Origin of the sequence: Streptomyces sp. NBC_01788 (assembly GCF_035917575.1) — a bacterium.
GTDB lineage: Bacteria > Actinomycetota > Actinomycetes > Streptomycetales > Streptomycetaceae > Streptomyces.
This window is the reverse complement of sequence record NZ_CP109090.1, coordinates 4,616,347-4,641,912: the sequence shown is the minus strand read 5'-3', so window position 1 is coordinate 4,641,912 and position 25,566 is coordinate 4,616,347. Positions and strand designations below refer to the sequence as shown.

Below are 25,566 nucleotides of genomic sequence, written 5' to 3'. Positions count from 1 at the left end.
GACTACGAGACCCCGCTGGCGGTCCCGCACCTCGGCGAGTGCGGGACCGGGGTGGCCGTCAGGCCAGGCGTACGACGGCCCGGGACATCCCGAGGACCTTCTGCCCGTTGCACATGGCGGTCAGGTCGACCCGCACGGTGTTCTCGTCGAGCTTGGCCGCGACCTTGCCGGAGACCTCGATCACGGCCCCCTCGTCGTCGTTCGGGACGACGACGGGCTTGGTGAAGCGGACGCCGTACTCGACGACCGCACCGGGGTCGCCCGTCCAGTCGGTGACCACACGGACCGCCTCGGCCATGGTGAACATGCCGTGCGCGATCACGTCCGGAAGCCCGACCTCCTTGGCGAACTTCTCGTTCCAGTGGATCGGGTTGAAGTCCCCGGAGGCACCCGCGTACTGCACGAGGGTGGCCCGGGTCACGGGGAAGGTCTGCGCCGGCAGCTCGGTGCCGACCTCGACGTCGCCGTAGGCGATCTTCGCCGTCATCGGATTCCTCACGCCTCCTCGGCCGCGCGGGCCACGAGCTTGGTCCAGGCGGTCACCACGTGCTCGCCCGTCTCGTCGTGCACCTCGCCGCGGATGTCCAGGACGTCGTTGCCGGCCAGGGACTTGATCGACTCGATGGTGGAGGTGACGGTGAGCCGGTCGCCGGCGCGCACGGGCCGGGTGTAGGCGAACTTCTGGTCGCCGTGCACCACACGGCTGTAGTCCAGGCCGAGCTGCGGGTCCTGGACGACCTGTCCGGCGGCCTTGAAGGTGATCGCGAAGACGAAGGTCGGCGGGGCGATCACATCGGGGTGGCCGAGCTCCTTGGCGGCTTCCGGGTCCGTGTACGCCGCGTTGGCGTCGCCCACCGCCTCCGCGAACTCACGGATCTTCTCCCGGCCCACCTCGTAGGGGTCGGTGGGCGGGTAGGACCGCCCCACGAAGGACTGGTCGAGCGCCATGGCTCGGCACCTCCTGGTGTCGCTGTGTCGCTGTTCTTCGCGGTTTTCGCACATGAAACACCATGAGGCCGCCCCCATGGTGCGGGGGCGGCCTCATGTCTGAGTTTGATCAGCGCGTCTCGCGGTGCGCGGTGTGCGCCTTGCAACGCGGGCAGTGCTTCTTCATCTCGAGCCGGTCGGGGTTGTTCCGCCGGTTCTTCTTGGTGATGTAGTTCCGCTCCTTGCACTCCACGCAGGCCAGCGTGATCTTCGGGCGGACGTCGGTGGCAGCCACGTGAGTGCTCCTTGACGAACGGGTAGGCTAGTTCAACGCAAGAAAGAGTAGCCGATCGAAGGACCGACCCCGCAATCGGCTACTGTGAGTAGCGGTGACCGGACTTGAACCGGTGACACAGCGATTATGAGCCGCTTGCTCTACCGACTGAGCTACACCGCTGCGATGCGATCGGGCCCCGCCTTGCGGCGGGTACCTCTCACATCAGAGCCCCAAAACGGAATCGAACCGTTGACCTTCTCCTTACCATGGAGACGCTCTGCCGACTGAGCTATTGGGGCGAGCGAGGAAGACATTACACGCTCTGCGGCCGTTCACCCAAATCCGTTTCCCGGCGTCGCTCCGGCCCCGCGGCCACGCCGGTACGACTATTGCGCTCCTCCCTCGTCGAGCCCGGCGGCCGCCCTAGGCTCGACTCACTCTGCGTGATCTTGCGTGGCCCGCGCGGCCCCGCGGTCCGTGCCCCCGAGCCCCAGTCGCCTTTCGTATCTGGAGTGCGATGCCCCCCGGACAGCCACCGCCCCCCTCCTCCTCGCCGGGTCCGTCCGGACGGACGGACCCGGACGGGCTGCTGCTCTGCGGGGCCCGGCTGACCGACGGGCGGACCGTGGACGTACGGCTGGCCGGTGAGCGCATCGAGGCGGTCGGCACCGCCGGCAGCCTCGGCGCAGGCGGCACTCGGGGCGACACGCCGCGCGTCGACCTCGGCGGCTACCTGCTCCTGCCGGCCCCGGCCGAACCCCACGCCCACGCCGACACGGCCCTGACCGCCGACAGCGGCGGGCCGGTGTCGTACGAGCCGGACGACGTCCAGCGCCGCACCACCGAGGCCGCGCTGCTGCAACTGGGTCACGGCGCGACGACCGTGCGCGCACACGTACGCGTGGGTGACGTCCAGGGGCTCGGCGTGCTCACGGCGGCCCTGCGGGCCCGGCGGTCGCTGCGCGGGCTCACCGAGCTGACGACGGTGGCGGTGCCGCGCGTGCTGACCGGGGCGGCCGGCGCGGACGGCCTGGCGATACTGCGGGACGCGGTGAAGATGGGCGCGTGCGTCGTGGGCGGCTGCCCGGACGTGGATCCGGACCCGACGGGCTATGTCGAGGCGGTCCTGGAGGTCGCCTCCGAGCACGGCTGCCCCGTGGACCTGCACACCGACGGCGCCGACCCGGCCCGGCTGGCGCGCATCGCGGCGATGGCGGGCGGGCTGCGTCCGGGAGTGACGCTGGGCCCGTGCGGCGGCCTGGCCGGGCTGCCCGCGGGGGCGGCCGGCCGGGCCGCGGACCAGCTGGCCGCGGCGGGGGTGAGGGTGGTGTGCCTGCCCCAGGGCTACTGCGGCGGCGTCGAGGGCCACGGGACGGCGCCGGTGAGGCTGCTGCGGGCGGCCGGGGTCCGGGTGGCCGCGGGCAGCGGCGCCCTGCGGGACGTGTCGAACCCGGTGGGGCGCGGCGACCCGCTGGAGGCCGCGTATCTGCTGGCCTCACGGCACGGACTGCGCCCCGAGGAGGCCTACGACACGGTGAGCGCGTCCGCCCGCGCGGTGCTCGGCCTGCCCGAGGTACGGGTGGAGGCGGGTTTCCCCGCCGAACTGCTCGCGGTACGCGGCGACCGGCTCGCGGGGGCGCTGTCGCTGGCGTACAGCCGGATCGTGGTGCACCGGGGCCGCGTGGTGTCCCGCACCAGCGCGGTACGCGAATTCTCCGACTCCGCGGCCACGGCGGAACTGGGACTGCCACGGCAGGGGCGGGGGGAGCTGTCCTGAGGGTGCGGGGGCGGCGTCCGGGACGTGCGTGGCTCGGCGGAGGGTTTCCGGGCCCCGCCGAAGTCGCGCTGCGCGGTGGCGGCAGCACCGCGCGAGAGGTGCGGCCGGGGGCCCACCCGGGTGTTGCCGGGGGCCGCTGGTAGCCGGTCTGCGCGGACCCGCGGAACACGACGGAGGGCCCCTGGGCATGGCCGAAGTCGTGCGGCAGATGCGCCCGTCCGGGCGTACGGTCGGAAGCATGCGCATTGTCATCGCTGGTGGTCATGGTCAGATCGCGCTGCGGCTGGAGCGGCTGCTCGCCGCGCGCGGGGACGAGGTGGCGGGCATCATCCGCAGTGCCGAGCAGAGCGAGGACCTGCGGAAGGCCGGCGCCGAACCGGTCGTGCTGGACCTGGAGTCGGCGTCGGTCGACGAGGTCGCGCGGCTGCTGCGGGGTGCCGACGCGGCGGTGTTCGCGGCGGGCGCGGGTCCGGGCAGCGGCGTGGCGCGCAAGGAGACGGTGGACAAGGGCGCCGCGGTCCTGTTCGCGGACGCGGCGGTACGCGCGGGCGTGCGTCGGCACCTGGTGGTGTCCTCGATGCGCGCGGACGCGGCGCACAAGGGCGGCGAGGTCTTCGACGTCTACCTGCGCGCCAAGGGCGAGGCGGACGACCACGTCCGCCGCCAGGAGGCCCTGGACTGGACGATCCTGCGCCCCGGCTCGCTGACGAACGACGCCGGCACCGGCCAGGTGCGTCTGGAGGCCCACACGGGCCGCGGCATGATCCCGCGCGACGACGTGGCCGCCGTACTGGCCGAACTGGTGGAGACCCCGGCGACGGCCGGACTGACCCTGGAACTCGTCAGCGGCTCGGCACCGGTGTCGGTGGCGGTGAAGTCGGTGGCGGGCAACTGACCATCAGAACAACGGCAATTGCCCGGGACACTCCGGAACGGCGTAACCGTCCAACGATGGCTGCACAGCGCCGAGTTGCGCCATCCGACGCGATCCGTCGCAGGAGGTCAGCCCGCCGCTCGCCCGCGTCCCGGGCGCATCGTGCCGCGCGAACCGCCCGGCGACCACGGCGATCTCCCGACGGCACACGGGGCAGAGTCTGCGACGCGAGGACATGGCCCCAGTGTGCACGGCCCCACCGACACTGTTGGGATCCTGGCCGGCCCTGTGATGTCACTCCGGGTGCGTGACCGCGCGCGCGTGCCGGCCCCGGCCCCACTTCGGCGCGTCGAGGCGCCGGGTCGCCACGAGAAGTACCCCGACAAGGGCCGGCCACAGGACGATCACCCCGACAGGCCCGGTCCATAGGCCGAACATCCCAGCCGGAACAGCGCAGCACACGGCACCGATCGTCTGCACCCCACGCTTCCGGAGGCGTGTGGGCAGCCCCGTCGCGGCATGGATGGAAGCGCGCGCGACCGCGTGTCCTCCCGCGTACGCGGCGAAGAGGCCGATGGCGAGCAGGGCCAGGGCGATGGCCGTGGCCCACAGGGACAGTCCCTCGGGGTTGTCGTCGGAGTACTGCGTCACGTCGTCCTTGCTCACGGCGGTCGCGTAGCCCCGCCACATGGTGACGGTGACCACATCTCCGGCACGCAGGTGCCTGAGCAGCGGCTCGGCCCCGCCCATGGCCACTTCCCGGGGCACGGGGCCGGGTCCGGTGAGCCGGAGGTCGTACCGCCGGCTCCTGGCCCGCTCCCGGATCTCCGTGCCGCGCACGGTGGCCCGGACGAGGCGCAGGCAGTCCTCGGTGACCGCCGCGCCACAGGGGCGGGCGGCCCGATACGCGTGCTCCTCGGCCGTGTCGTCGGGCACGACGGTCAGTCCGGCGCCGGCGAAGAAGATCAGAGCGACGCCGAGCAGTACGGCGATGGCTCCCCAGCAGCGGTGCCAGAGGGTACGCAGGCGCAGATCTCGCCGGACACCACCTCGGTCGTCGCCCTCGTACGGCATGTCAGGCCCTCCGCCGCACGCGGGAGTACACCGTGAACACGGCCATGTCGCCTTCCGCCCTCCCCGTCCGCGCCATCGTGCCGACGCCGTCACACCGACGGCAATTGAGCCACACCCGTCCCTGCGCCGCCATTGGACTCCTTCCGGCCTGGCAGGACCAGACCCGCGAGCGGGCCAACAGCCGGACGGAAGCCGCGTCGCGCTGAGCCGGCAGATTTCGATGTCGGCGGGCGTGCAACCCGCCGTGAGCGTTTGGGAGTACCTACGGGCGGACGTCCAAGCAGCGGCCACCACTCCTGGTGGCCGCTGCAGGCCGGCACGCGAACCCAGCACGCCGGCCGTCGAGGACCGCCCGGCGTGGTGTCGGGCGGCAGCTCTGAAGGAGAAATGCTCCGTGGCTCTCAGTTTTGCCAGAAAGGCAGCCATAGCGGCCGTCGCAGTCGCCGCGTTCGGAGGGATCTCGTTCGGTGCCTCCGCGATCGCGGCGACGTCGGGCCCGGCCGTCCAGCCGGCATCCGCACCCGTCTCCGTCGTCGCCGAGCGGTCCACTCCCGCTCACCAGCAGGTGCCCCAGGTGGTCACGCAGGTGATCGGCAAGGGCCGGGTGGACGGGCACCGTTGGTCGGTGGCGTTGGAGTTCCACCGCACGCTGCCCAAGGGCTACACCCTGCCCAAACTGCCCGGCGGAACCACGGCACCGGGCACTTCCCTGCTGTGCCAGCGCATGTTCATCGGCGGCGTACGCATCGACCACCAGGGCGGCCCCTGGGCCGGCTGCCAGCCCGTCACCGGCACGGACGACCCCCAAGCCGCCGGCGGAATGGGGCTGTGGGGCTCGCACGACAAGGGCCTCGGCGGCACCCGACTGATGGTGTCCAACCCCGAAGCCGACGTCGCCTACGGCGTGGTCTCCCTCTCCGACGGCACCCAGGTGAAGGCCACCACAGCCACCGTCCCCGGCACCACCTACCGCGCCTGGGCCGCACCCATCCCGAACGGACAGACCATCACCACGGTCGACCAGTACGACACCCACCACCACCGCCTCAGCCACGACACCAACTGGCGCTGACCACCGCCGCGCCCGCGGCGGTCTTCCGCCAAAGCCGTCGGACTCGGAAACTTCGCATTCTCAAGTCTGGCCTGAACCATCTAGCCACAAGGAATACAAATGAAATCGCCGACCAGTACGGCGTCCACCCGGCCCGGCCATGCGCGGCGCGCGGCACACCCGGCTTCCGTCTCGGTCGCACTACTCGTGGGCGCCTTGGCCCTGACCTCGTGCAGTGATGCCTCGGAGAACCACGCGAAGAATCCGGCCCACGCTTCTCCCGCAGCCGTTCCTGCCCGCGCCGAGGTCGAGATCTCAGCCAAGAACGGTTCCACCGGAGCCAGTATCAATGCGACGCGCGTCGTCTCCCGGAATGCCACCCTGACCAAGGTGTCGATGACTCGGGCCGACACGGGAGATGCTGTCGAAGGGGAAATGTCATCGGACGGAAAGACCTGGAAGCCTTCGGCGCAACTCGAACGGGGAGCGAGATACGAGATCACCGCAGAGGGCAAGAGTTCTACGGGAAACACGGTGGTCGAGCACTCCGCTTTCACCACCGTGACGACCAAGGACAGTTTCATAGGCACCTTCACTCCGGACGGAGGCGCCACTGTCGGCGTGGGCATGCCCGTCTCCTTCAACTTCGACAAGGCGATAACGGACAAGGAAGCCGTCCTGTCGCACATCACCGTGACCTCCAGCAGCGGCCAGGAGGTCAGCGGTCACTGGTTCGGTGAAAGGCGTCTGGACTTTCGCCCGAAGGAATACTGGGAGCCGGGATCCACGGTGACGATGAAGCTCGACCTCGATGGGGTGGAGGGCGCTTCGGGCATCCATGGAGTTCAGTCCAAGACGGTGAAATTCACCGTCGGCCGTTCGCAGGTGTCCTTGGTGGACATGAACACCCAGACCATGACGGTCATGCGCGACGGAAAGGTCTTCAGAAAGATCCCCATATCCGGCGGCAGCCCTCAGAATCCCACCTATAACGGCCAGATGGTAATCTCTGAGAAATTCAAGAAGACGCACATGGACAGTTCTACAGTCGGCTTCGGGGGCGACTACAACCTGGACAGATGTTCCGCATGCCATGCGTCTGTCCACGTCCGGGACCTTCGTGCACGGCAACTACTGGGGTGATCCTTCGTCGTTCGGCAGCATCGGCACCAGCCACGGTTGCATCGGTCTGCGCGACGTCCAGGGCGGAGGCTCGGACACTCCTGCCAAGTGGTTCTACGATCACTCTCTCGTCGGTGATGTGATCATCGTCAAGAACTCTCCCGACTCGGAGAAGAGCATCCAGCCGGACAACGGCCTCAACGGCTGGAACATGAACTGGGAGACGTGGACGGGCGGCTCCGCGGCCTGAGTGCGCGCTCCGGCCAGGCCGGCGTCGCCTCTCGGCGTCGGCGGTACCGGCCCAACTCGTGGCACCAGAGTGATCATGTGCACCCACGCCCTCCCCGTCAGATCAGACGGGGGCCAGCAACGAGACCCCCCCCCCGCTGACCAGCGGGGGGTCTTTCACGGCCCCAGCCGGTCGGAGCCACCTGGCCGCGCTTCTTGAGGCGTGCGAGCAGCCCCGTCGCGGCGTACCCGAGAGTGCGCGCGACCGCGTGTCCGATCTCCGTGCCGTGCACGGTGGCCTGTACGGAGCGCAGGCAGTCCACGGTTACTGCCGTGCCACAGGGGCGGGCAGCCCGGTAGGCGCGCTCCTCGGCCTTGGCGTCGGACACGGTGCTCAGCCTGATGCCGGCCAAGAGGAGCGCAGCGAGGCCGAGCCAGTACGGCGACGGCGCCCGAGCAACGGTGCCAGAGGATACGCAGGCGCAGACCACGCCTGGCACCACATCGGTCGTCCCCCGCGTACGCCATGTCAGGAACCCCGCCGCACGCGGGAGCAGACAGTGAACACGGCCATCGCGACCACCAGCCCCGCCGCGGAAGCCGTGGTGTCGGCGAGCAGCCGGTCCACATCAGGTCGCAGCCTGTCGGCCAAGGTGCCCACCACGATCGAGCCGACGACCGCGGCCACCAGACCGGCGCCCCAGTGACGGTGCCTGTTGTAGAACCACCGGCCCAGCACCATCACCACTGGTGCGGCAACCGGAAACTGCCGCTCGTCGAAAAACTCCAAAGCGGCCCACGTGAGGGCGAGCACCACCCCACACCCCGCCGCCACCCTGGCCGCCTCAGCCCACGTCACCGGCCGATCCCCGCCCACCACGACACTTTCCACCCTCCCCCTCCACGCCCATCGTGCCGACGGACTCACACCGACGGCAATTGAGCCACAGCCGCCCCTCCGTCGACAGGGACACGCCAGATCAACTGGAGCTTGCCCAAGGCGGATTCCTTCGGCCCTTAAAGCAACAGTTCCCGGCACTCCGCCGTGCAACGACCCTCTGGCCGACCGTCGACCAGGCGGAGGGGCACCGCCGCGTTACGATCACGGCCCGCCCGCACGCCCCACAGGAGCGTCATGCCCCACAGCCGTACGAGACGCGGCCCGTCAGCCGGCGCACTCACCTACGGCCCGGCCGGGGCGACCCGACCCGCCGACGAGCCGTGGCCGTCGGGGAACACAGGTCTGCGCCGCTATGCCCGTACCGTCGTCATCGGTCGCGGGGAGGCGGACTGGCAAGCAGCGGCGGACGCGGTGCTGCGCTGGGGCGTCAAGCGGCGCAGCGGCTTCACAGTCAGTGGCCGCGACGGTGCGGGGGAGCGGGTCGTCGAGGGGGCGGATTACCAGGTCACCGCGGCATTCGGTCCGTGCGTGGTACGGGAGCCGGTCCGGGTCGTCGCCGTCGTCGACACCCCGGACCGCTGCGGCTTCGCCTACGGCACCCTGCCCGGTCATCCCGTCAGCGGTGAGGAGGCCTTCATCGTCCACCGGTCCCCCGACGGCACGGTCGCGCTGACGATCCGCTCCCTGACCGGTGCCGCCCCACACGGGTGGTGGCGCCCGGTGTTCCCGGTGCTGCTGGTCGCGCAGCGGGTCTTCCGGCGACGTTATCTGCACGCCCTGCTGTCCGGTCGGGCAGCGGACGTGGAGTGACCATCTTTCACAACGCACTCGGCTACGCCGTTGACGCCGGACGGTTGACGGACAACCGTTCCTATGGACTGAGCGGGAGTGAGTCCTGGGTCCAGGGCTCGTGCTCAGCCGTGTGTCCCGAACGGTTGTGGACACACTGGTCGCCCGCTTTCGCTCCGCGTCCGGGCGGCACGGATCGTGTCCGTGGTCCGGGAATGCGGGGGCGGGGTCCCTCACGTCCCGGGTTGCCCGGTCGGGCCTGGACGGTCCGATGCCCCACCGCATCACTCCGGTGCGGTGGGGGCGGTGCCGTCCGACGCCGGATCGGGCATCCCAGGGCGCGCCTTCCGATCGCCACGGCGGCAGCGTCGTGCCGCGTGGGCTTCCTGTTCTTGGTGGTGAGGGATTTCTGCCAGTGCTGGGCGCCCCAGCGGCTGGTGTAGGCCGGGTCGACCGCGACGACGGGGACGCCGAGCTCGGCGGCCATCGACACCAGCCGTGCCCGCAGGCGGGCGGTGGGCATCCCGGAGATCAGTTTGCGGAATCGTTTGCGGCGGCCGTGATTCTCCCGGGTCTTCTCGGCGGCGAAGTCGAGGTCCTCGATCGCGAGGGCCAGGCCGTGCCGCGCCGTCCAGTGCAGCAGGCGGATCAGGGCGTGGCGCAGTTGTGCGTCGCGGTGCTGTGCGGTGCCGTCCAGCTGGTAGTCGAATCTGCGGGGCGTGCCGACGGGGTTGCCGTGTGCGTCCAGGCGCCAGGCGGCCAGGTGGTCGGCGTTCATGTCCACCCCGACCAGTCCACCCGCACGAGCAGTCTCCAACGGCACGGTCCGCACTTGCGGGTTCTGCCAGGAGGCGGTCACATACCAGCGGCCCCGGTCTACGTCGTAGTGGATGCGGTAGGCCACCGCTCGGTTCACGGCGACACGGTCGGCCCACTGCCCGCCCCGGTGCCGGAATGCGACCCGGCAGGCGAGTACGTACCGGCCGTGGGGCGCGTTGGCCAGGCCGGCCAGTGGCGCCGGAAGCCGGATGCTCACCTCACCGCCGGGAGTGATGCGGATCGTCTCGTTGCCGTACCGCTTGCCGGACTCGCCGTCGGCCTGCAGGAACCACCTCTCGGCCTCCCACCGCGACCGCCACTGCGCCTCCGAAAGCCCGGCGGCCTTCAGGTGGTGCCGGGCCCGGAGCAGCTTCCTGCCGCCGCGCACCACCCGCACCCGCCCGGCCTCCCAGTCAGTCCGTGCCTGCTCCAGCCGGTCCTCAAGCACGTGCAGCCGCCGGGACTTGGCAAACCACTCCCGCTCGGAGCGGTAACCGCCCGGCGCCCCCTTGGCGCCCTTGGCCCCGACGGGCTGTGCGAGCCGGTACGTGATCGTCTCGACGCCCGCCCGCAGACCCTGGATGTGGGCGAGCTGCCCGCGCCGGGCCAGTGCCCACTGATCATGCGTGGCCTTGGTGATACTGCCCGCCCACCGCGACGACGACTCGCCGGTCAGCGCCCGCTTGCGCCGCGCCCACTGCTCACTGTCATGGCCCAGCCCCGCCGCACAGCGCACCCCCAGATCACGGGAGGCCAGCGAGCCGAGCAGACTTCCGGCCAGGCGCAGCACCTTCTCGTCCTGCCCGGTGAGGCCCTTGAGACTGGAGCGGATCGCCACCCCGGACGGACCGGGCACCACGAATGGCGCTGCCACCTCGCGCAACCCGCCCACACCCCCGGCCCGATATCGAAGAAGCCCCCACCGCACCCAACGACCACCCCCGGCCGAAGGTCACGCACTCGAAACCAGAACTCCTGCTCGCCCTGCCACGCACTGCCGTCCCACACCGCGCACCGCAGCTGCGACGCTCACTCACACACACCAGAACGTGCCCAGCCACTGTCGAACGACAGCAGCTCGCAACCCCCTGCCACGGGTGCAGTGGAAGTCTCCGGAGCAGGTGGCGGAGGAACTGGACCCCACCTCAGTGCCGGACCCCAGGCAGGCTCTCGCGCTGCTCGATGCCGTGCGTACGCAGAGCCCGCGCGTGCTCTCACGTCCGCTCAGTGCGCGTCACTGCCGGCGAAGCGTCCATATGATCTTCGCCACGCGGCCGTGTCCACCTGGCTCAGTTCCGGGGTGGAGCCGCAGGAGGTTGCCGCGCGTGGCCCGGAGGCTGCCCCACACCCACCCCACACGGACTGGTCAGCCCCCGAATCGGGGTGAGACACACTGGGAAAAAGCGCCCATAACGATCAGATCAGGCCCGTGAACGCCCAAAGGGTCTGCGATCAGCATTGCTGCTGGTCACAGACCCTTTGGGTCCTGTGGCGGCGCCAGGATTCGAACCTGGGAAGGCTGAGCCGGCAGATTTACAGTCTGCTCCCTTTGGCCGCTCGGGCACACCGCCTTGGGATGCTGTCGTTCGAACCGCCTTTCGGCGGGCTTCCCGGCAACGACGTAAACAATACCCGATGCCGAGGGGTGCTCCGCCACCCCATTGATCGGCGGCCGTGACCGTCCGGGATGGCTAGGCTGGTGCGGATGCGACCCGCGACCCGCAGGCCGGGATCGGCGGTTCCCCCGCGCCCGCCGGACGCATCCGGCATGACACGCACCCCGACACACCTCGATGCAAGGAGCCACAGGACATGGCCGACTCCAGTTTCGACATCGTCTCGAAGGTCGAGCGGCAGGAGGTCGACAACGCCCTCAACCAGACCGCCAAGGAGATCTCCCAGCGCTACGACTTCAAGGGCGTGGGCGCCTCGATCTCGTGGTCCGGTGAGAAGATCCTTCTGGAGGCCAACTCCGAGGACCGGGTGAAGGCAGTCCTCGACGTCTTCCAGTCCAAGCTGATCAAGCGCGGCATCTCCCTGAAGGCCCTGGACGCGGGCGAGCCGCAGCTGTCCGGCAAGGAGTACAAGCTCTTCGCGTCGATCCAGGAGGGCATCTCCCAGGACAACGCGAAGAAGGTCGCGAAGCTCATCCGTGACGAGGGTCCCAAGGGCGTGAAGGCCCAGGTCCAGGGTGAGGAGCTGCGCGTCAGCTCCAAGAGCCGCGACGACCTCCAGACCGTGATCGCGCTGTTGAAGGGCCAGGACTTCGACTTCGCCCTCCAGTTCGTGAACTACCGGTAGGCGGAGCAGAGGACAGAGCAAAGGGCGGGCACCTGCGCGGTGCCCGCCCTTTTCCCGCTCAGTCGCGCGAGTTGCCGAAGAAGATGCGGTAGCCGATCAGCAGCACGAGCGAGCCGCCGATCGCGGCGGCCCAGGTGGCGCCGTCGTAGAGTTGCCGGCTGATCGGGTGGTGCAGCCAGCGGGCGGAGATCCAGCCGCCAAGGAACGCCCCGGCGACGCCGATGAGGGTCGTGACGATGAAGCCGCCCGGGTCGCGCCCCGGCAGCAGGAGCTTCGCGATGGCGCCGGCCAGGAGCCCCAGGATGATCCAGCTGATGATGCCCATGCTCTGAACCTGCCCTTCCACGCCGTGCCTGCACTGTCCCGGTGCCTCACGCTCGGTTCGGACAGGCTGTGCTGCTGCACCAGCAGGCCGCGCGTCGTTCTCCTCGTGCTTGTCACGTGTTGTGATCGTGCCTACCACACGCGTGTGCGTCCCGCGCCAGGAGCGCGTCGTGGAGGAGGACGCCCCGACGGCGTCCCCCGGTTGCACCGGTCGGCCGCGGCCGCACAGGTCAGTAGGGTTCGGGCCATGACCCGGTCCGCTGCCCCGTCCTCGCCCGAGCTGCGGCGCACCCTCGGGGTCGGCGACGCCGTGGTCGTCGGGCTCGGCTCGATGATCGGGGCCGGGATCTTCGCCGCCCTGGGGCCGGCGGCCCGCGCGGCGGGCTCCGGTCTGCTCCTCGGGCTCGCGGTCGCCGCCGTGGTGGCCTACTGCAACGCCGGCTCCTCGGCACGGCTGGCCGCCCGGTATCCGGCCTCCGGCGGCACGTACGTGTACGGGCGCGAACGGCTCGGCATGTTCTGGGGCCACCTGGCGGGCTGGGCGTTCGTCGTCGGCAAGACGGCCTCCTGTGCGGCGATGGCCCTCACCGTGGGCGCGTACGTCTGGCCGGGGCAGGAACACGCGGTGGCGGTCGCGGCCGTGGTGGCGCTGACCGCCGTGAACTACGGCGGCGTCCAGAAGTCCGCCTGGCTGACGCGGGTGATCGTGGCGGTCGTGCTGGCGGTGCTCGCCGCCGTGGTCGCGGTGTGCCTGGGCTCCGGCGCCTCCACCGCCGACCGGGCGGCCATTGCCGGCTCCGTCGGCGCCGGCGGCGTGCTTCAGGCGGCCGGGCTGCTGTTCTTCGCCTTCGCCGGGTACGCGCGGATCGCCACCCTCGGCGAGGAGGTACGGGATCCCGCGCGCACCATCCGGCGCGCGATCCCGCTCGCCCTCGGCATCACGCTGGCCGTGTACGTGTTCGTGGCGGTGGCCGCGCTCTCCGTGCTGGGGGCGGACGGGCTGGGCCGCTCGGCGGCACCGCTGGCCGACGCGGTGCGGGCGGCCGGGGTGCCGGGGCTGGTCCCGGTGGTGCGGGCGGGGGCCGCCGTGGCCGCGCTGGGGTCGCTGCTCGCCCTGGTCCTGGGCGTCTCGCGGACCACGCTGGCCATGGCCCGGGACCGGCATCTTCCCGGAGTGCTGGCGGCCGTGCATCCCCGTTTCCAGGTGCCGCACCGGGCGGAGCTGTCCGTGGGCGCCGTGGTCGCGGTGCTGGCCGCGACGGTCGACGTCCGGGGCGCGATCGGCTTCTCCTCGTTCGGCGTCCTGGCGTACTACGCGATCGCCAACGCCGCCGCCTGGACCCTCGATCCCGCTCCCACCCGGCGCGTGGTGCCGGCGCTGGGCCTCGTCGGATGCATGACGCTGGCGTTCGCCCTGCCCTGGCTCTCGGTGGCCGTGGGCAGCGGGGTGCTGGCGGCGGGCATGGCCTCGTACGGCGTACGGCGGTGGTGGGCGGCGCGGTAGGGCACGACCTACGGGGCCGGTGCGCCGCGGGATCGTCTCCGAACGTTCCCGATCGCGCTACAAGGGGCCGCGGCCGCCCCTGATCCCCCTGACAGCGCCGATACTTGGGCCAGCGGGCAGTACCGGCGGAAACGACATCGAACGACCTTGGAGGATGCCGATCATGAAGGTGATCAACCTGCTGCTCAACCTCGTGTGGCTGGTCTTCTGCGGCATCTGGATGGCGATCGGCTACCTCATCGCCGCGCTGATCTGCTTCGTCCTGATCATCACCATCCCGTTCGGCATCGCGTCGCTGCGCCTCGCGGGATTCGTCCTGTGGCCGTTCGGCCGCGACGCCGTGGAGCGACCGGGTGCCGGCGCCGGGTCGTTCATCGGCAACGTGATCTGGCTGGTCTTCGCGGGCTGGTGGCTGGCGCTGGGACACCTGATCACCAGCATCCCGCTGTTCCTGTCGATCATCGGCATCCCCTTCGGGTGGGCCAACCTGAAGCTCATCCCGGCCTCGCTCATGCCCCTGGGGCGTGAAGTGGTGCGGACGGACAACGGATTCGGCGGACGCTAGTGCCGCGACCGGCTCAGAGCCGGCGGCCGGCCATCTGCTCGAGGCGGGCGATGCGCTCCGCCATCGGCGGGTGCGTGGAGAACATCTTCGACAGTCCCTGACCGGGGCGGAACGGGTTCGCGATCATCATGTGACTCGCGGTCTCGATGCGCGGCTCGGGGGGCAGCGGAAGCTGCTGGGTGCCCGTCTCCAGCTTGCGCAGGGCGCCGGCGAGGGCGAGCGGGTCGCCGGTGAGCCGGGCGCCGGACGCGTCCGCCTCGTACTCCCTGGAACGGCTGATGGCCAGTTGGATGAGGGACGCGGCGAGCGGGCCCAGGATCATGATCAGGAGCATGCCGATCAGACCGGGGCCCTCGTCGTCGTCGTCGGAGCGCCCGATCGGGATCAGCCAGGCGAAGTTGACCAGGAACATGATCACGGAGGCCAGTGCGCCGGCGACGGAGGAGATGAGGATGTCGCGGTTGTAGACGTGGCTGAGCTCGTGGCCGATGACGCCGCGCAGCTCCCGCTCGTCCAGGATGCGCAGGATGCCTTCCGTGCAGCACACGGCGGCGTTGCGCGGGTTGCGTCCGGTCGCGAAGGCGTTGGGTGCTTCGGTCGGGGAGATGTACAGGCGGGGCATGGGCTGGCGGGCCTGGGTGGAGAGGTCGCGGACCATCCGGTACAGGGCCGGGGCCTCGAACTCGCTCACCGGGCGGGCCCGCATGGCACGCAGCGCCAGCTTGTCGCTGTTCCAGTACGCGTACGCGTTGGTGCCGAGGGCGATGAGGACCGCGACGACCAGGCCGGTGCGGCCGAAGAAACTGCCGATGAGGATGATGAGTGCGGACAGTCCCCCGAGGAGGACTGCGGTCCTGAGCCCGTTGTGCCGGCGGTGCACGGTACGCCCTCCAAGTGGTGCGGCAGGGGAACCCTTCGCTTGCTGCGTTTCGACTCCACCGGTGCCGTGTGGTGTCACGTCCAGTGGACCCTTCCGAACTGGTCAACGCCAGGCGGCGGCCACGGGTTCCCTGGTGGGTGCGTCGGCGCGCGGGCCGTCCGGGTGAGCGGGGCTCCGGGCGGCACGCGCGCGTGAGGGCCGGGTGCCCCACGCGCGCGTGGGGCAGGCCGGGGTGGCTCCTACAGGCGTGCGGCGAGGCCCGGGTGGCTCCTACGCGCGCGTGGCCAGGACCGGGCGCTCAGAACAGGCCGGTGCCTGCGAAGCGGAGCACCAGCTGGGGGGCGCCGGAGAGGGCCACGCCGAGGACGCCCGTCAAGACGAGGGCGGCGGTGAGAGGGGCCGGGACGCGGTGCCGGACGGGTTCGCCGTCGGGGGCGCGGAACAGCAGGGCCGTCCACTGGAGGTAGTAGTACAGCGCGATGACGACGTTGACGGCCATGACGACGGCGAGCCAGCCGAGTCCGGCGTCGACGGCCGCGGAGAACACGGTGACCTTGGCGAACAGCCCGATGACGCCCGGCGGAAGGCCGGCCAGGCAGAGCAGGAAGAAGGCCAGCAGCAGGGCGGTCAGCGGGTTGGTGGCGTACAGGCCGCGGTAGTCGCTGACGCGGTTGCGTTCCCTCGTACGGCCCACGAGCGCGGCCACGGCGAAGGCGCCGATGTTCACGGCGGCGTACATGAGCGCGTAGGCGACCGTGGAGCCGATCGACTTCTGCGGATCCCCGGAGTAGCCGGCGGCGGCGATCGGCACCAGGAGGTAGCCGGCCTGGCCGACGGAGGACCAGGCGAGCAGCCGTACCGCGCTGTACGCGCGTGTGGCCTGCTGGCGCAGGGCGCCGACGTTGCCGACGGTCATGGTGAGCGCGGCGAGCACGGCCATCGCGGGACCCCAGGCGCCGGAGTACGACGGGAAGGCGACGACGGTGACGAGGATCAGTCCGGTGAAGCCGACGGCCTTGCCGACGACCGACAGGTAGGCGGCGATCGGCAGGGGGGCTCCCACGTACGTGTCGGGCACCCAGAAGTGGAAGGGGACGGCGGCGGTCTTGAAGGCGAAGCCGACGAGGGTGAGGACGACGCCGGTCTGGGCGAGTGTGTGGAACTGTCCGTCGACGTGCTGGATGCGTTCGGCGATTTGGGTGAGGTAGAGGGTGCCGGTGGTGGCGTAGACGAAGCTGACGCCGAGCAGGGTGACGGCGGTCGCGGTCACCGAGGACAGGAAGAACTTCAGGGCCGCGTCGGAGGACCTGCGGTCGCCGTTGCGGAGGCCGACGAGGGCGAAGGCGGGCAGGGAGGCGACCTCCAGGGCGACGACGAGGGTCGCCAGGTCGCGGGCGGCAGGCAGGAGCGCGGCACCGGCGGCGGAGGCCAGCAGCAGGAACCAGAACTCCCCTTCGGGCAGTGCCCTGCGCGCGTCCTTCAGCGCGGTGACCGACAGCAGCGCGGTCAGGAGGGCCCCGCCGAGCACGAGGAACTGGATGACGAGGGTGAAGCGGTCGGCGGTGTAGCTGCACGCGTCGGGCAGGCCGGTCTGGCAGAACGTGGCGCGGTCGCCGTCGAGGAGCGGCAGGAGCAGCAGCGCGGCGGCGGCGAGTCCCGCGACGGAGAGCCAGCCGAGGAGGGGCTTGCGCGCTTGTGGCAGGAAGAGGTCGGCGACGAGGACCACGAGGGCGATCACCGCGGTGAGGGTGGGCGGCGCGACGGCGAGCCAGTCGACGGACTGGACCACCGACGGGGCCGCCGTCTGGGCCAGGGCGCTCATCGGGTGCCTCCTGCGAGGAGCTGCTGCACGGCCGGGTCGGTGAGCCCGAGCAGGGCCTTCGGCCAGAGTCCGGCGAGGACGGTGAGGGCGACGAGCGGGGTCCAGGCCGCGAACTCGTAGCCCCGTACGTCGGCGAGCTGCGGTGCCTGCCGCGGTACGTCGCCCATGCAGACGCGGCGGACCACGACGAGCATGTACGCGGCGGTGAGCAGGGTGCCGAAGGCGCCGATCGCCATGAAGGTGAGGAAGGCGGGCCGGCTGAGGTCGGCGGCGGGCCGGAACGAGCCGAACAGGGCGAGCATCTCGCCCCAGAACCCGGCGAGGCCCGGCAGTCCGAGCGAGGCGACGGCGCCGAAGGCGAGGAGCGCGCCGAGGTGCGGTGCCTTTCCGTACAGCGCGGCGCCCGACTTGTCGGCGAGGGCGTCGAGGTCGGTGGTGCCGGTGCGGTCCTTGAGCGCGCCGACGAGGAAGAACAGCAGGCCGGTGATGAGGCCGTGGGCGATGTTGGCGAACAGGGCGCCGTTCACGCCGGTGGGGGTCATCGTGGCGATGCCGAGCAGGACGAAGCCCATGTGGCCGACGGAGGAGTAGGCGATGAGCCGCTTGAGGTCGCCCTTCGCGCCCCGCCTGGCGAGGGCGAGGCAGGCCAGGGATCCGTAGATGATCCCGACGACGGCGAGGGCGGCGAGGTAGGGCGCGAGGGTGCGGAAGCCGTCGGGCGCGATCGGCAGCAGGATGCGGACGAAGCCGTACGTGCCCATCTTCAGCAGGACGCCGGCCAGCAGCACCGAGCCGACGGTCGGGGCGGCGGTGTGGGCGTCCGGCAGCCAGCTGTGCAGCGGCCACATCGGCGTCTTGACCGCGAGTCCGAGACCGATCGCCAGAACGGCGATGACCTGCACAGACGCGGTCAGTGACCGGCCGTTGTCAGTGGCGAGTGCCACCATGTCGAAGGTGCCGGTCTTGAGCCCGACGAGGAGCAGGCCGAGCAGCATGACGACCGAGCCGAGCAGGGTGTAGAGGATGAACCGCCAGGCGGCGGCCTGACGGCCCTCGCCGCCCCAGCGGGCGATGAGGAAGTACATCGGGATGAGGACCATCTCGAACGCGAGGAAGAACAGCAGCAGGTCGAGGACGGCGAAGGTCGCGAGGGTGCCGGACTCGAGCAGGAGCAGCAGCGCGACGAACGCCTTAGGGGTGGGGCCCGTGGGCGGCTTGAAGTAGGAGTACAGCGCGCAGAGGAAGGTCAGCAGCGCGGTCAGTACGACGAGGGGGAGGGAAATGCCGTCGACGCCGAGGTGGATGCGCACATGGAGCGCGGGGATCCAGCTGATGTCGGTCGTGGCCTGCATCTTCGACGGGTGGGCGTGGTCGAAGCCGGCGGCGAGGACGATCGCGGCGGCGAGGATCGCGCCGGTCACGGTCACGCCGTGCCGGAGCACGGCCTGCTCGGGTGACTTCCCCTTCAGTCCGGGCGGCGCGGGCAGGAGGACGGCGAGCGCTCCGAGGAGCGGGCCGGCGACGAGGAATGCCAGAAGGAACTGCATCACGGACTCGTTGATATCGATCACGCCTGCTCACGCTCCCGTGGCCAGAAGGACGGCGGCGACCGCCAGGACGACGGTGCCGGCGAGCAGCGCGCTCACATAGGTCTGGACATTGCCGGTCTGGGCGCGCCGTACGGCGGCCCCGAGCAGGCGGGGTGCGGCTCCGGCGCCGCGTACATAGGTCTCGACGACCTCCCGGTCGAGGAACCGGACGAGGTTCGCTCCGGCCAGCACCGGGCGGACGAAGAGGGCCGTGTACGCGGCGTCGAGGTGGAAGCCGGCGGCCGCGTGCCGGTGCAGCGGTCCGAGCAGCAGCCGTCCGGGGTCGGCGGGGTCGGGCGCGTGGGCGATGTCCCCGTACGCGGGCCGGTGGGTGGCGATGGCCTCGGCCTCGACGAGTCCGGCGTCGCCCTCGGGGTGGGCGGCGACGGCACCGAGGGGGGTCCGGGCGGCGAGCGCGGTGGTGTGCTGCCAGGCGCCGTAGGTGACGATGCCGCCGACCAGGGCCACGCCGGTGCCGAGGACGGAGGTGACGAGCGTGGGGGTCAGGTCCCGGCCGTCGAACCATCCGGGCAGGAGCCGGAAGGCGAGGCCGCCGAAGGCGAGGGACGGGAGGGCGAGCACCCAGAGCACGGCGTTCATGGCGAGGGGCTGCTTGCCGTGGTCGGGGGCCTCGGCGCCCCGGCCGCGGAAGGCCAGCAGCCACAGGCGCATGGCGTAGGCGCCGGTGAGCAGGGCGGTGAGGAGACCGGCCACGAGGACGGTCCAGCCCGCCGCCGCGGGGGCGTGGCCGGTGTGGCCGGTGGCCGCGTGTTCGGCGGCGCCGAGGACGGACTCCTTGGAGAAGAAGCCGCTGAAGGGAGGGATCGCGGCGAGGGCGAGGAGCGCCACGGTCATCGTCCAGTAGGCGTCCTGGACGCGGGCGCGCAGGTTGCTCATGCGGGACATGACGGCCAGCGAGTTGGTGCCGGACGCGTGGATGATCACGCCGGCCGCGAGGAACAGCAGCGCCTTGAAGGCGCCGTGCGACAGGAGGTGGAAGACGGCCGCGCCGCGGTCGCCGACGGCGAGCGCGCCGGTCATGTAGCCGAGCTGGCCGATCGTCGAGTAGGCGAGGACGCGTTTGATGTCGTCCTGGGCGAGCGCGGCGAGCGCCGAGCCGGCCATCGTCATGGCGGCCATGACGGCGAGGACGACCATCGCGGCCGAGGAGGCCTGGAAGACGGGAAGGAGCCGGGCGACGAAGTAGACACCAGCGGCGACCATCGTCGCGGCGTGGATCAGCGCGGAGACGGGCGTCGGGCCCGCCATGGCATCGGGGAGCCAGGTGTGCAGCGGGAACTGCGCCGACTTGCCCGCCACGCCGGCGAGGAGCAGCAGGGCGATCAGGGTCGGGTGGTGCAGTCCGCCGCTCGCGACGGCGCCGAGGACCTTGGTGATCCGGAAGGATCCCGCGTCGGTGCCGAGCGCGAACAGGCCGATCAGGAAGGGCACGTCGCCGAGCTTGGTGACCAGGAAGGCCTTGATGGAGGCGGCGCGGGCCTCGGGGGTCTCCCAGTAGTGACCGACCAGGAAGTAGGAGCAGATGCCCATGACCTCCCAGCCGACCAGCAGCACGATCAGGTCGCCGGAGTAGACGACGAGCAGCATCGCGGAGGTGAACAGGGAGACGAGCGCGGCGTACGAGGGGTAGCGCGGGTCGTCGCGCAGGTAGCCCGTGGAGTAGATCTGCACGCAGGTGGCGACGACGGTGACCAGCACGGCGACGAGCGCGGCGAAGCCGTCGATGTGCAGGGCGAGTTCGATGGGCACCGAGCCGGTGGGGGTGAGTTCGGTGGCTGCGTCGACGGCCCGGCCGCCGCCCTGGTCCGCGGCGACCAGCACGGCCAGGACCAGGGAGGCGAGGGCCGGCAGGACGGCGAGCGGGCGGACGAAGCCGGGCGCGGTGCGGCCGAGCAGCAGGCCGGCCACGGCGCCGAGGAACGGAAGGAGCGGAACGAGGACGGCGAGGGTGGTCGTGGTCACGCGGTGGCCTCAGCCTTCTCAACGGCCTCTGCGGTCGCGGCGGCGCCGTGGGAGCCGTCGTCGGAGTCGTCGGGGCCCTCGGCGGAGTCACGGAGCCGGTCGATGTCCGAGGTGCCGCGGTTGCGATGGACGGCGAGGACGATCGCCAGGCCGATGCCGATCTCGGCGGCGGCGATGGCGATGGTGAACAGGGTCAGGGCCTGCCCGGAGTGCAGGGTCTCGATCGCGGCCCTGCTGAGCCAGACGTCGAAGGCGACCAGGTTGAGGTTGACGGCGTTGAGCATGAGCTCGACGGACATCAGGACCAGGATCGCGTTGCGGCGGGCGAGGACGCCGTACAGGCCGGTGCAGAACAGGAGGGCGGAGAGCACGGCGGGATAGGCGAGGTGCATCAGCGGACACCTTCCTTCGCGCCCGGGTCGCCGTCGGCTCCCGCTGCCGGGGTGGCGGCAGCGGCTTGGGCGGCGGCATCGGCCGCCTTCGCCTTGCGGGACAGGACGATCGCACCGACCAGCGCGGCCAGGAGGAGGACGGAGAGAGCCTCGAAGGGCAGGACCCAGTTCTGGAACAGGCTCTCGCCGGTGACCCTCGTCGATCCGGCGGCGGCGCCGTCCAGGTCGATCCAGGTGGCGCGGAAGGCGTCGACGACCACCCAGACCAGGGCGGCCGCGGCGGCGACGGCCACGGTCAGGGCGGCCCAGCGGTTGCCGGAGTCGGCGTCCGGGGAGCGGCCGATGGGCGCCTTGGTGAGCATCAGGCCGAACAGGAGGAGGACGACGACGGAACCCACGTAGATGAGGACCTGCACCCAGGCGATGAACTCGGCGGTGAGCAGCAGGTACTCCACGGCGAGGCCGCCGAGGGTGACCACCAGCCACAGGGCGGCGTGCACGAGCTGCCGGGTGGTGACGGTGACGAGGGCGGCGCCGAAGGTGACCAGGCCGACGAGGAGGAAGGCGATCTCGACGCCGGTCGGCGAGAGGAAGCCGTGGCTTGCGGCGGCGAGGCTCACGCGTCCCCCTCCCGCGGTTCGGCCTGCGCGGCCGCCAGCTTCTCGGCGGTCTTGCGGGCGGCGGCGATCTCCTTGGGCTCCTCGGCGCCGGGGTCGAGGGCGGGTGGCGCGGGCACGGTCCACATCCACTCGCGCAGCTTGTCGCGCTCGTGGGTGAGGTCGCGGATGTCGGTCTCGGCGTACTCGAACTCCGGGGACCAGAACAGGGCGTCGAAAGGACAGACCTCGATGCAGATACCGCAGTACATGCACAGGGAGAAGTCGATGGCGAAGCGGTCGAGGACGTTGCGGCTGCGTTCGCGGCCGCCGGGGGTCGCCGCGGGGACCGTCTCCTTGTGGGAGTCGATGTAGATGCACCAGTCCGGGCACTCGCGGGCGCACAGCATGCAGACGGTGCAGTTCTCCTCGAACAGGCCGATGACGCCGCGGGTGCGCGGCGGGAGATCGGGCTGGACGTCGGGGTACTGCGCGGTGACGGTCTTCTTCGTCATCGTGCGGAGGGTGACGGCCAGGCCCTTGGCCAGGCCGCTGCCGGGGATGGGGGCCATGGCTACTGGATCACCACCTTGACGATGCCGGTGAGGGCGATCTGGGCGAGGGAAAGGGGGACGAGGAGAGTCCAGGAGAACTTCTGGAGCTGGTCCTCGCGCAGCCGCGGATAGGTGACGCGGAGCCAGATGACCACGAAGGCGAGGACCGCCGTCTTCAGCAGGGTCCAGACCCAGCCGAGGCCGGCGTCGCCCCAGGGGCCGTGCCAGCCGCCCAGGAAGAGGACGGTGGTCAGGCCGCACAGGACGACGATCCCGGCGTACTCGGCGAGCAGGAACAGGGCGAAGCGCAGACCGGTGTACTCGGTGTACGCGCCGAAGATGATCTCCGAGTCGGCGACGGGCATGTCGAACGGCGGGCGTTGCAGTTCGGCGAGGCCCGCGACGAAGAAGACGATCGCGCCGACGATCTGCCAGGGCAGCCACCACCAGTGGAAGGCGTGGACGATGCCGGGCAGGGAGACCGTGCCTGCCGCCATCGCCACGGAGGCGGCGGCGAGCAGCATCGGCAGTTCGTAGGCGAGGAGCTGGGCGGCGGTGCGCAGGCCGCCGAGGAGGGAGAACTTGTTGGCGGAGGCCCAGCCGGCCATGAGCGAGCCGAGGACTCCGACGGCCATGACCGCGAGCACGAAGAAGATGCCCGCGTCGACGACCTGGCCGACGGCGCCCTCGCCGGGGCCGATCGGGATGGCGAGCAGCACGAGGAGGTAGGGCAGCAGGGCCACGGCGGGGGCGAGCTGGAAGACGCGGCGGTCGGCGTCGGCCGGGACCACATCCTCCTTCTGTGCGAACTTCACGCCGTCCGCGACGAGTTGGGCCCAGCCGTGGAAGCCGCCGGCGTACATGGGGCCGAGGCGGCCCTGCATGTGCGCCATCACCTTGTGCTCGGTCTGCCCCACGATCAGGGGGAAGGTCAGGAACACCGCGAAGACGATGACCAGTCGCAGGGCGACGTCGACGGCGTCGTTCACCGCGGGCCTCCTTCCGGTTCGTCGGGCGTGGTGGGGGTTTCAGGCGTGGTGGGGGGTTCAGTGGCGTCGGGGCCGTCGTCCTCGGGGGCCGGTCCCGGTTTCGGTTCGGGTTCGTCGAACGCCGGGCGGGCGTGGTGCCAGGGGGCGTCCGAACCGCGCGGTTCCGTGGACGGCTTGGGAGCCGCCTCCTGCCCGCGCTGGGACGCCGAGCCCTCGCTCGCACTCCGCGCCCGCCGAACCCCCGCGGCCCCGGCCCGCTGAGGCGCCGGCCCGTCGGCCGCCGGGCGGCGGTCGCCGTCCTCCCGTGTGTTCTCGGCGGGCGGCTCGGCCTTCGGCGGCGTCGCCCCTGGCGGGGTCGCGGCGCGCTCGGGTGCCGTTCCGGCTTCCGCCGCCGCAGCGGACCCGGGCGCAGCCGTGGGTCCCGTCACCGTCTCGTCGCCGCGAGCCGTCTGGCTTGCCGAGCCCTCGCCGGCGCTGCGCATACGGCGGGGCCTCGTGGCGGGTGGTGCCGTCTCCGTCTGGCCGGTCGAGCCCTCCGCCGCCGTGCGGGTGCGTCGGACCGGGCCGTCGCCCGCCGCTCGGGCCGCGCCCCGCGCCGGGCGGGACGGGGCCGGCGGGAGCTGGCCCTTCTGGGGGCCCCACTCGTTGGGGTCGGGCACGCCCGGCGGCAGCATCTGGCGGCGCTTGGGGCCGCCGTGGGCGGCACCCGCCGCAGGCTCCCCGGGTTCCTTGGCGCCCGGCCAGGCCTTGGCGACGCGGGCCGCGAGGACGAAGTCCTTGCGGAGCGGGTGGCCCTCGAAGGTCTCCGGCAGGAGGAGGTGGTCCAGGCCGGGATGGTCCCGGAAGGAGACGCCGAACATCTCGTGCGTCTCCCGTTCGTGCCAGGCCGCGCCCGCGTAGACGTCCACCGCGGTGGGCAGGACGGGCGCCTCGTGCGCGACCGTCGTACGCACCAGCAGGCGCCGTACCGGGGCGAGGGCGACGACGTGGGCCGAGACGCGGAAGCCCGTGCCCGGCTCGTCGACGGCGCTCAGCCAGTCGAAGTACGTGCAGCCCAGCTCGTCGCGGGCGGTCAGCAGCGCGGAGATCCACGTGTCCGGCGGCACGTCCACCGTCAGAACCTCGTAGGACTCCTCCGCCGTGGCGCCGGTCCCGAAGAGTTCCTCGACGGGCGCGGGCAGCCAGCCGGCCCCACTCATCGCGGGTCCCCCTCGCCGGTGGCCGCGGTGGCCGGCGGCCGTACGAGCCCGCTCTGCAGCGCGGCCGTCGAAGGGCGGGCCGCCCCGGTCGCGTACCGCTCCCCCAGCGACTCGCGCGCGATCTTCTCCTGGAGTTTCAGGATCCCCTGGAGCAGCGCCTCGGGGCGCGGCGGGCAGCCGGGGACGTAGACGTCCACCGGGATGATCTGGTCGACGCCCTTGGTGACGGAGTACGAGTCCCAGTAGGGGCCGCCGCAGTTGGAGCAGGCGCCGAAGGAGATGACGTACTTGGGCTCCGGCATCTGCTCGTACAGCCGCTTGACCGCCGGGGCCATCTTGTCCGTGACCGTGCCGGACACCACCATCAGGTCGGCCTGGCGCGGCCCGGGCGCGAACGGGATCACGCCGAGGCGGATGAAGTCGTGCCGGGCCATCGACGCGGCGATGAACTCGATCGCGCAGCAGGCGAGGCCGAAGTTGAAGACCCAGAGCGAGTAGCGCCGGCCCCAGTTCAGGACGACCTTCATCGGCTCCGGGGCGAGCCGGGCGAGCGCGCCCAGCCGCTTCGGCTCCGGCAGCGGCACCGGTTCGGGGGTGCGGGGGGTCACGTCCATGCCAGGACGCCCTTCTTGTATGCGTACAGCAGGCCCACGGCCAGGAAGCCGAGGAAGATGAACATCTCCACGAGCGTCGTCGCACCGTAGCCGGGGGCGGCGAAGACCGTCGCCCAGGGGAACAGGAAGATCGAGTCGACGGCGAAGATCACGTACAGGAACGCGTAGACGTAGTAGCGGACCTGGGTGTGCGCCCAGCCCTCGCCGACGGGGTCGACGCCGCACTCGTACGTCAGCAGTTTCTCCGGGGTGGGGACCACCGGGCGCAGCAGGCGTCCCGCACCGAAGGCTACGGCGACGAACAGCACGCCGACGAGGGCGAGCAGTCCGACGACCGAGTAGGACTGGAAGTAGTCCGCCGCGACGACGGCGGTCGACCCCCGCAACGTCTCCCGCACCGTCCGTTCCCTCACTC

General features: G+C 71.3%; 27 protein-coding genes, 3 tRNA genes and 1 pseudogene. 8 read left to right on the top strand and 23 right to left on the bottom strand.

Features of this window, described 5'->3' with window-relative positions; all coding sequences use genetic code 11:
- Positions 1 to 58: 58 nt before the first annotated feature.
- From OIE49_RS21110 to OIE49_RS21090, 5 genes are all read right to left on the bottom strand, one after another.
- Positions 59 to 487 carry a MaoC family dehydratase gene (locus tag OIE49_RS21110; protein WP_326806291.1) on the bottom strand — a complete coding sequence of 143 codons (429 nt, stop codon included), beginning with the start codon at positions 485 to 487 and terminating at the stop codon, positions 59 to 61.
- Between the two features lie 8 nt (positions 488 to 495).
- Positions 496 to 948, bottom strand: coding sequence for a MaoC family dehydratase N-terminal domain-containing protein (locus tag OIE49_RS21105; RefSeq protein WP_100569718.1), 453 nt, complete (start codon positions 946 to 948; stop codon positions 496 to 498).
- Positions 949 to 1,057: 109 nt separating this feature from the next.
- Positions 1,058 to 1,222 (bottom strand): 50S ribosomal protein L33, encoded by a 165-nt coding sequence (gene rpmG, locus OIE49_RS21100; RefSeq protein WP_006347275.1) that lies wholly within the window; start codon positions 1,220 to 1,222, stop codon positions 1,058 to 1,060.
- 89 nt (positions 1,223 to 1,311) lie between these two features.
- Positions 1,312 to 1,384 (bottom strand) — tRNA-Met (locus tag OIE49_RS21095).
- Positions 1,385 to 1,430: 46 nt separating this feature from the next.
- A tRNA-Thr gene (locus tag OIE49_RS21090) sits at positions 1,431 to 1,503 on the bottom strand.
- Between the two features lie 218 nt (positions 1,504 to 1,721).
- Between OIE49_RS21090 and OIE49_RS21085 the strand changes: the two genes are divergently transcribed.
- The gene (locus tag OIE49_RS21085) at positions 1,722 to 2,981 is read left to right on the top strand and encodes an amidohydrolase family protein (protein WP_326803658.1); all 1,260 of its coding nucleotides are present in this window, start codon (positions 1,722 to 1,724) and stop codon (positions 2,979 to 2,981) included.
- Between the two features lie 238 nt (positions 2,982 to 3,219).
- Complete coding sequence (locus tag OIE49_RS21080) at positions 3,220 to 3,876, top strand: SDR family oxidoreductase (protein WP_326803657.1); 657 nt, start codon at positions 3,220 to 3,222, stop codon at positions 3,874 to 3,876.
- Positions 3,877 to 3,879: 3 nt separating this feature from the next.
- On the opposite strand, the gene OIE49_RS21075 is transcribed toward OIE49_RS21080, so the two are convergent.
- Both OIE49_RS21075 and OIE49_RS21070 read right to left on the bottom strand, forming a co-directional pair.
- Positions 3,880 to 4,092 carry a hypothetical protein gene (locus OIE49_RS21075; protein ID WP_100569981.1) on the bottom strand — a complete coding sequence of 71 codons (213 nt, stop codon included), beginning with the start codon at positions 4,090 to 4,092 and terminating at the stop codon, positions 3,880 to 3,882.
- Positions 4,093 to 4,149: 57 nt separating this feature from the next.
- Entirely contained in the window at positions 4,150 to 4,929 is a 780-nt protein-coding gene (locus OIE49_RS21070; RefSeq protein ID WP_326803656.1) for a hypothetical protein, read from the bottom strand.
- A gap of 394 nt (positions 4,930 to 5,323) precedes the next feature.
- Here OIE49_RS21070 and OIE49_RS21065 point away from each other — a divergent pair, with 394 nt between their 5' ends.
- Positions 5,324 to 6,001 carry a hypothetical protein gene (locus tag OIE49_RS21065; RefSeq protein WP_326803655.1) on the top strand — a complete coding sequence of 226 codons (678 nt, stop codon included), beginning with the start codon at positions 5,324 to 5,326 and terminating at the stop codon, positions 5,999 to 6,001.
- Between the two features lie 99 nt (positions 6,002 to 6,100).
- Positions 6,101 to 7,352 (top strand): annotated as a pseudogene (locus OIE49_RS21060) (L,D-transpeptidase).
- A 97-nt stretch (positions 7,353 to 7,449) separates the two neighbouring features.
- Here the strand turns inward: OIE49_RS21060 and OIE49_RS21055 are convergent.
- Positions 7,450 to 7,719, bottom strand: coding sequence for a hypothetical protein (locus OIE49_RS21055; RefSeq protein ID WP_326803654.1), 270 nt, complete (start codon positions 7,717 to 7,719; stop codon positions 7,450 to 7,452).
- A gap of 140 nt (positions 7,720 to 7,859) precedes the next feature.
- A complete protein-coding gene (locus OIE49_RS21050) occupies positions 7,860 to 8,222 on the bottom strand; it encodes a hypothetical protein (RefSeq protein WP_326803653.1) in 363 nt (120 codons plus the stop codon).
- A 243-nt stretch (positions 8,223 to 8,465) separates the two neighbouring features.
- Between OIE49_RS21050 and OIE49_RS21045 the strand changes: the two genes are divergently transcribed.
- Positions 8,466 to 9,041: a DUF1990 family protein gene (locus OIE49_RS21045; protein WP_326803652.1), complete on the top strand. Its 576-nt coding sequence runs from the start codon at positions 8,466 to 8,468 to the stop codon at positions 9,039 to 9,041.
- 61 nt (positions 9,042 to 9,102) lie between these two features.
- Here the strand turns inward: OIE49_RS21045 and OIE49_RS21040 are convergent, their stop codons facing one another.
- Positions 9,103 to 10,731, bottom strand: a complete 1,629-nt coding sequence (locus tag OIE49_RS21040; protein ID WP_326803651.1) for a transposase — start codon at positions 10,729 to 10,731, stop codon at positions 9,103 to 9,105.
- 597 nt (positions 10,732 to 11,328) lie between these two features.
- A tRNA-Tyr gene (locus OIE49_RS21035) sits at positions 11,329 to 11,410 on the bottom strand.
- Between the two features lie 241 nt (positions 11,411 to 11,651).
- Between OIE49_RS21035 and OIE49_RS21030 the strand changes: the two genes are divergently transcribed.
- Positions 11,652 to 12,140 carry a YajQ family cyclic di-GMP-binding protein gene (locus OIE49_RS21030; RefSeq protein ID WP_100569714.1) on the top strand — a complete coding sequence of 163 codons (489 nt, stop codon included), beginning with the start codon at positions 11,652 to 11,654 and terminating at the stop codon, positions 12,138 to 12,140.
- Between the two features lie 58 nt (positions 12,141 to 12,198).
- Here the strand turns inward: OIE49_RS21030 and OIE49_RS21025 are convergent, their stop codons facing one another.
- A complete protein-coding gene (locus tag OIE49_RS21025) occupies positions 12,199 to 12,465 on the bottom strand; it encodes a GlsB/YeaQ/YmgE family stress response membrane protein (protein WP_100569713.1) in 267 nt (88 codons plus the stop codon).
- 246 nt (positions 12,466 to 12,711) lie between these two features.
- Between OIE49_RS21025 and OIE49_RS21020 the strand changes: the two genes are divergently transcribed.
- Positions 12,712 to 13,968 carry an APC family permease gene (locus OIE49_RS21020; protein ID WP_326803650.1) on the top strand — a complete coding sequence of 419 codons (1,257 nt, stop codon included), beginning with the start codon at positions 12,712 to 12,714 and terminating at the stop codon, positions 13,966 to 13,968.
- Positions 13,969 to 14,131: 163 nt separating this feature from the next.
- A complete protein-coding gene (locus tag OIE49_RS21015; protein WP_326803649.1) occupies positions 14,132 to 14,533 on the top strand; it encodes a YccF domain-containing protein in 402 nt (133 codons plus the stop codon).
- A 13-nt stretch (positions 14,534 to 14,546) separates the two neighbouring features.
- Here the strand turns inward: OIE49_RS21015 and htpX are convergent, their stop codons facing one another.
- From htpX to OIE49_RS20960, 11 genes are all read right to left on the bottom strand, one after another.
- Positions 14,547 to 15,413: a zinc metalloprotease HtpX gene (htpX, locus tag OIE49_RS21010; protein WP_326803648.1), complete on the bottom strand. Its 867-nt coding sequence runs from the start codon at positions 15,411 to 15,413 to the stop codon at positions 14,547 to 14,549.
- Between the two features lie 298 nt (positions 15,414 to 15,711).
- Positions 15,712 to 17,235, bottom strand: a complete 1,524-nt coding sequence (locus OIE49_RS21005; protein ID WP_326803647.1) for an NADH-quinone oxidoreductase subunit N — start codon at positions 17,233 to 17,235, stop codon at positions 15,712 to 15,714.
- On the bottom strand, positions 17,232 to 18,806 hold the full coding sequence (locus OIE49_RS21000) for a complex I subunit 4 family protein (RefSeq protein ID WP_326803646.1): 1,575 nt from the start codon (positions 18,804 to 18,806) through the stop codon (positions 17,232 to 17,234). The genes OIE49_RS21005 and OIE49_RS21000 overlap by 4 nt, the downstream gene beginning before the upstream one ends.
- Positions 18,807 to 18,812: 6 nt before the next feature.
- Entirely contained in the window at positions 18,813 to 20,807 is a 1,995-nt protein-coding gene (locus tag OIE49_RS20995) for an NADH-quinone oxidoreductase subunit 5 family protein (protein WP_326803645.1), read from the bottom strand.
- Positions 20,804 to 21,199: an NADH-quinone oxidoreductase subunit NuoK gene (gene nuoK / locus OIE49_RS20990; RefSeq protein ID WP_326803644.1), complete on the bottom strand. Its 396-nt coding sequence runs from the start codon at positions 21,197 to 21,199 to the stop codon at positions 20,804 to 20,806. The genes OIE49_RS20995 and nuoK overlap by 4 nt, the downstream gene beginning before the upstream one ends.
- Positions 21,199 to 21,819: an NADH-quinone oxidoreductase subunit J family protein gene (locus OIE49_RS20985; protein ID WP_100569706.1), complete on the bottom strand. Its 621-nt coding sequence runs from the start codon at positions 21,817 to 21,819 to the stop codon at positions 21,199 to 21,201. Before OIE49_RS20985 ends, nuoK begins: the two co-directional genes overlap by 1 nt.
- A complete protein-coding gene (locus OIE49_RS20980; RefSeq protein WP_326803643.1) occupies positions 21,816 to 22,367 on the bottom strand; it encodes a NuoI/complex I 23 kDa subunit family protein in 552 nt (183 codons plus the stop codon). The genes OIE49_RS20985 and OIE49_RS20980 overlap by 4 nt, the downstream gene beginning before the upstream one ends.
- Before the next feature lie 2 nt (positions 22,368 to 22,369).
- Positions 22,370 to 23,338, bottom strand: coding sequence for a complex I subunit 1/NuoH family protein (locus tag OIE49_RS20975; RefSeq protein ID WP_100569704.1), 969 nt, complete (start codon positions 23,336 to 23,338; stop codon positions 22,370 to 22,372).
- Positions 23,335 to 24,537 carry an NADH-quinone oxidoreductase subunit C gene (locus tag OIE49_RS20970; RefSeq protein WP_326803642.1) on the bottom strand — a complete coding sequence of 401 codons (1,203 nt, stop codon included), beginning with the start codon at positions 24,535 to 24,537 and terminating at the stop codon, positions 23,335 to 23,337. Before OIE49_RS20970 ends, OIE49_RS20975 begins: the two co-directional genes overlap by 4 nt.
- Entirely contained in the window at positions 24,534 to 25,151 is a 618-nt protein-coding gene (locus tag OIE49_RS20965; protein WP_100569702.1) for an NADH-quinone oxidoreductase subunit B, read from the bottom strand. The genes OIE49_RS20970 and OIE49_RS20965 overlap by 4 nt, the downstream gene beginning before the upstream one ends.
- Positions 25,142 to 25,549 (bottom strand): NADH-quinone oxidoreductase subunit A, encoded by a 408-nt coding sequence (locus tag OIE49_RS20960; protein WP_141359431.1) that lies wholly within the window; start codon positions 25,547 to 25,549, stop codon positions 25,142 to 25,144. Before OIE49_RS20960 ends, OIE49_RS20965 begins: the two co-directional genes overlap by 10 nt.
- Positions 25,550 to 25,566: the final 17 nt, after the last annotated feature.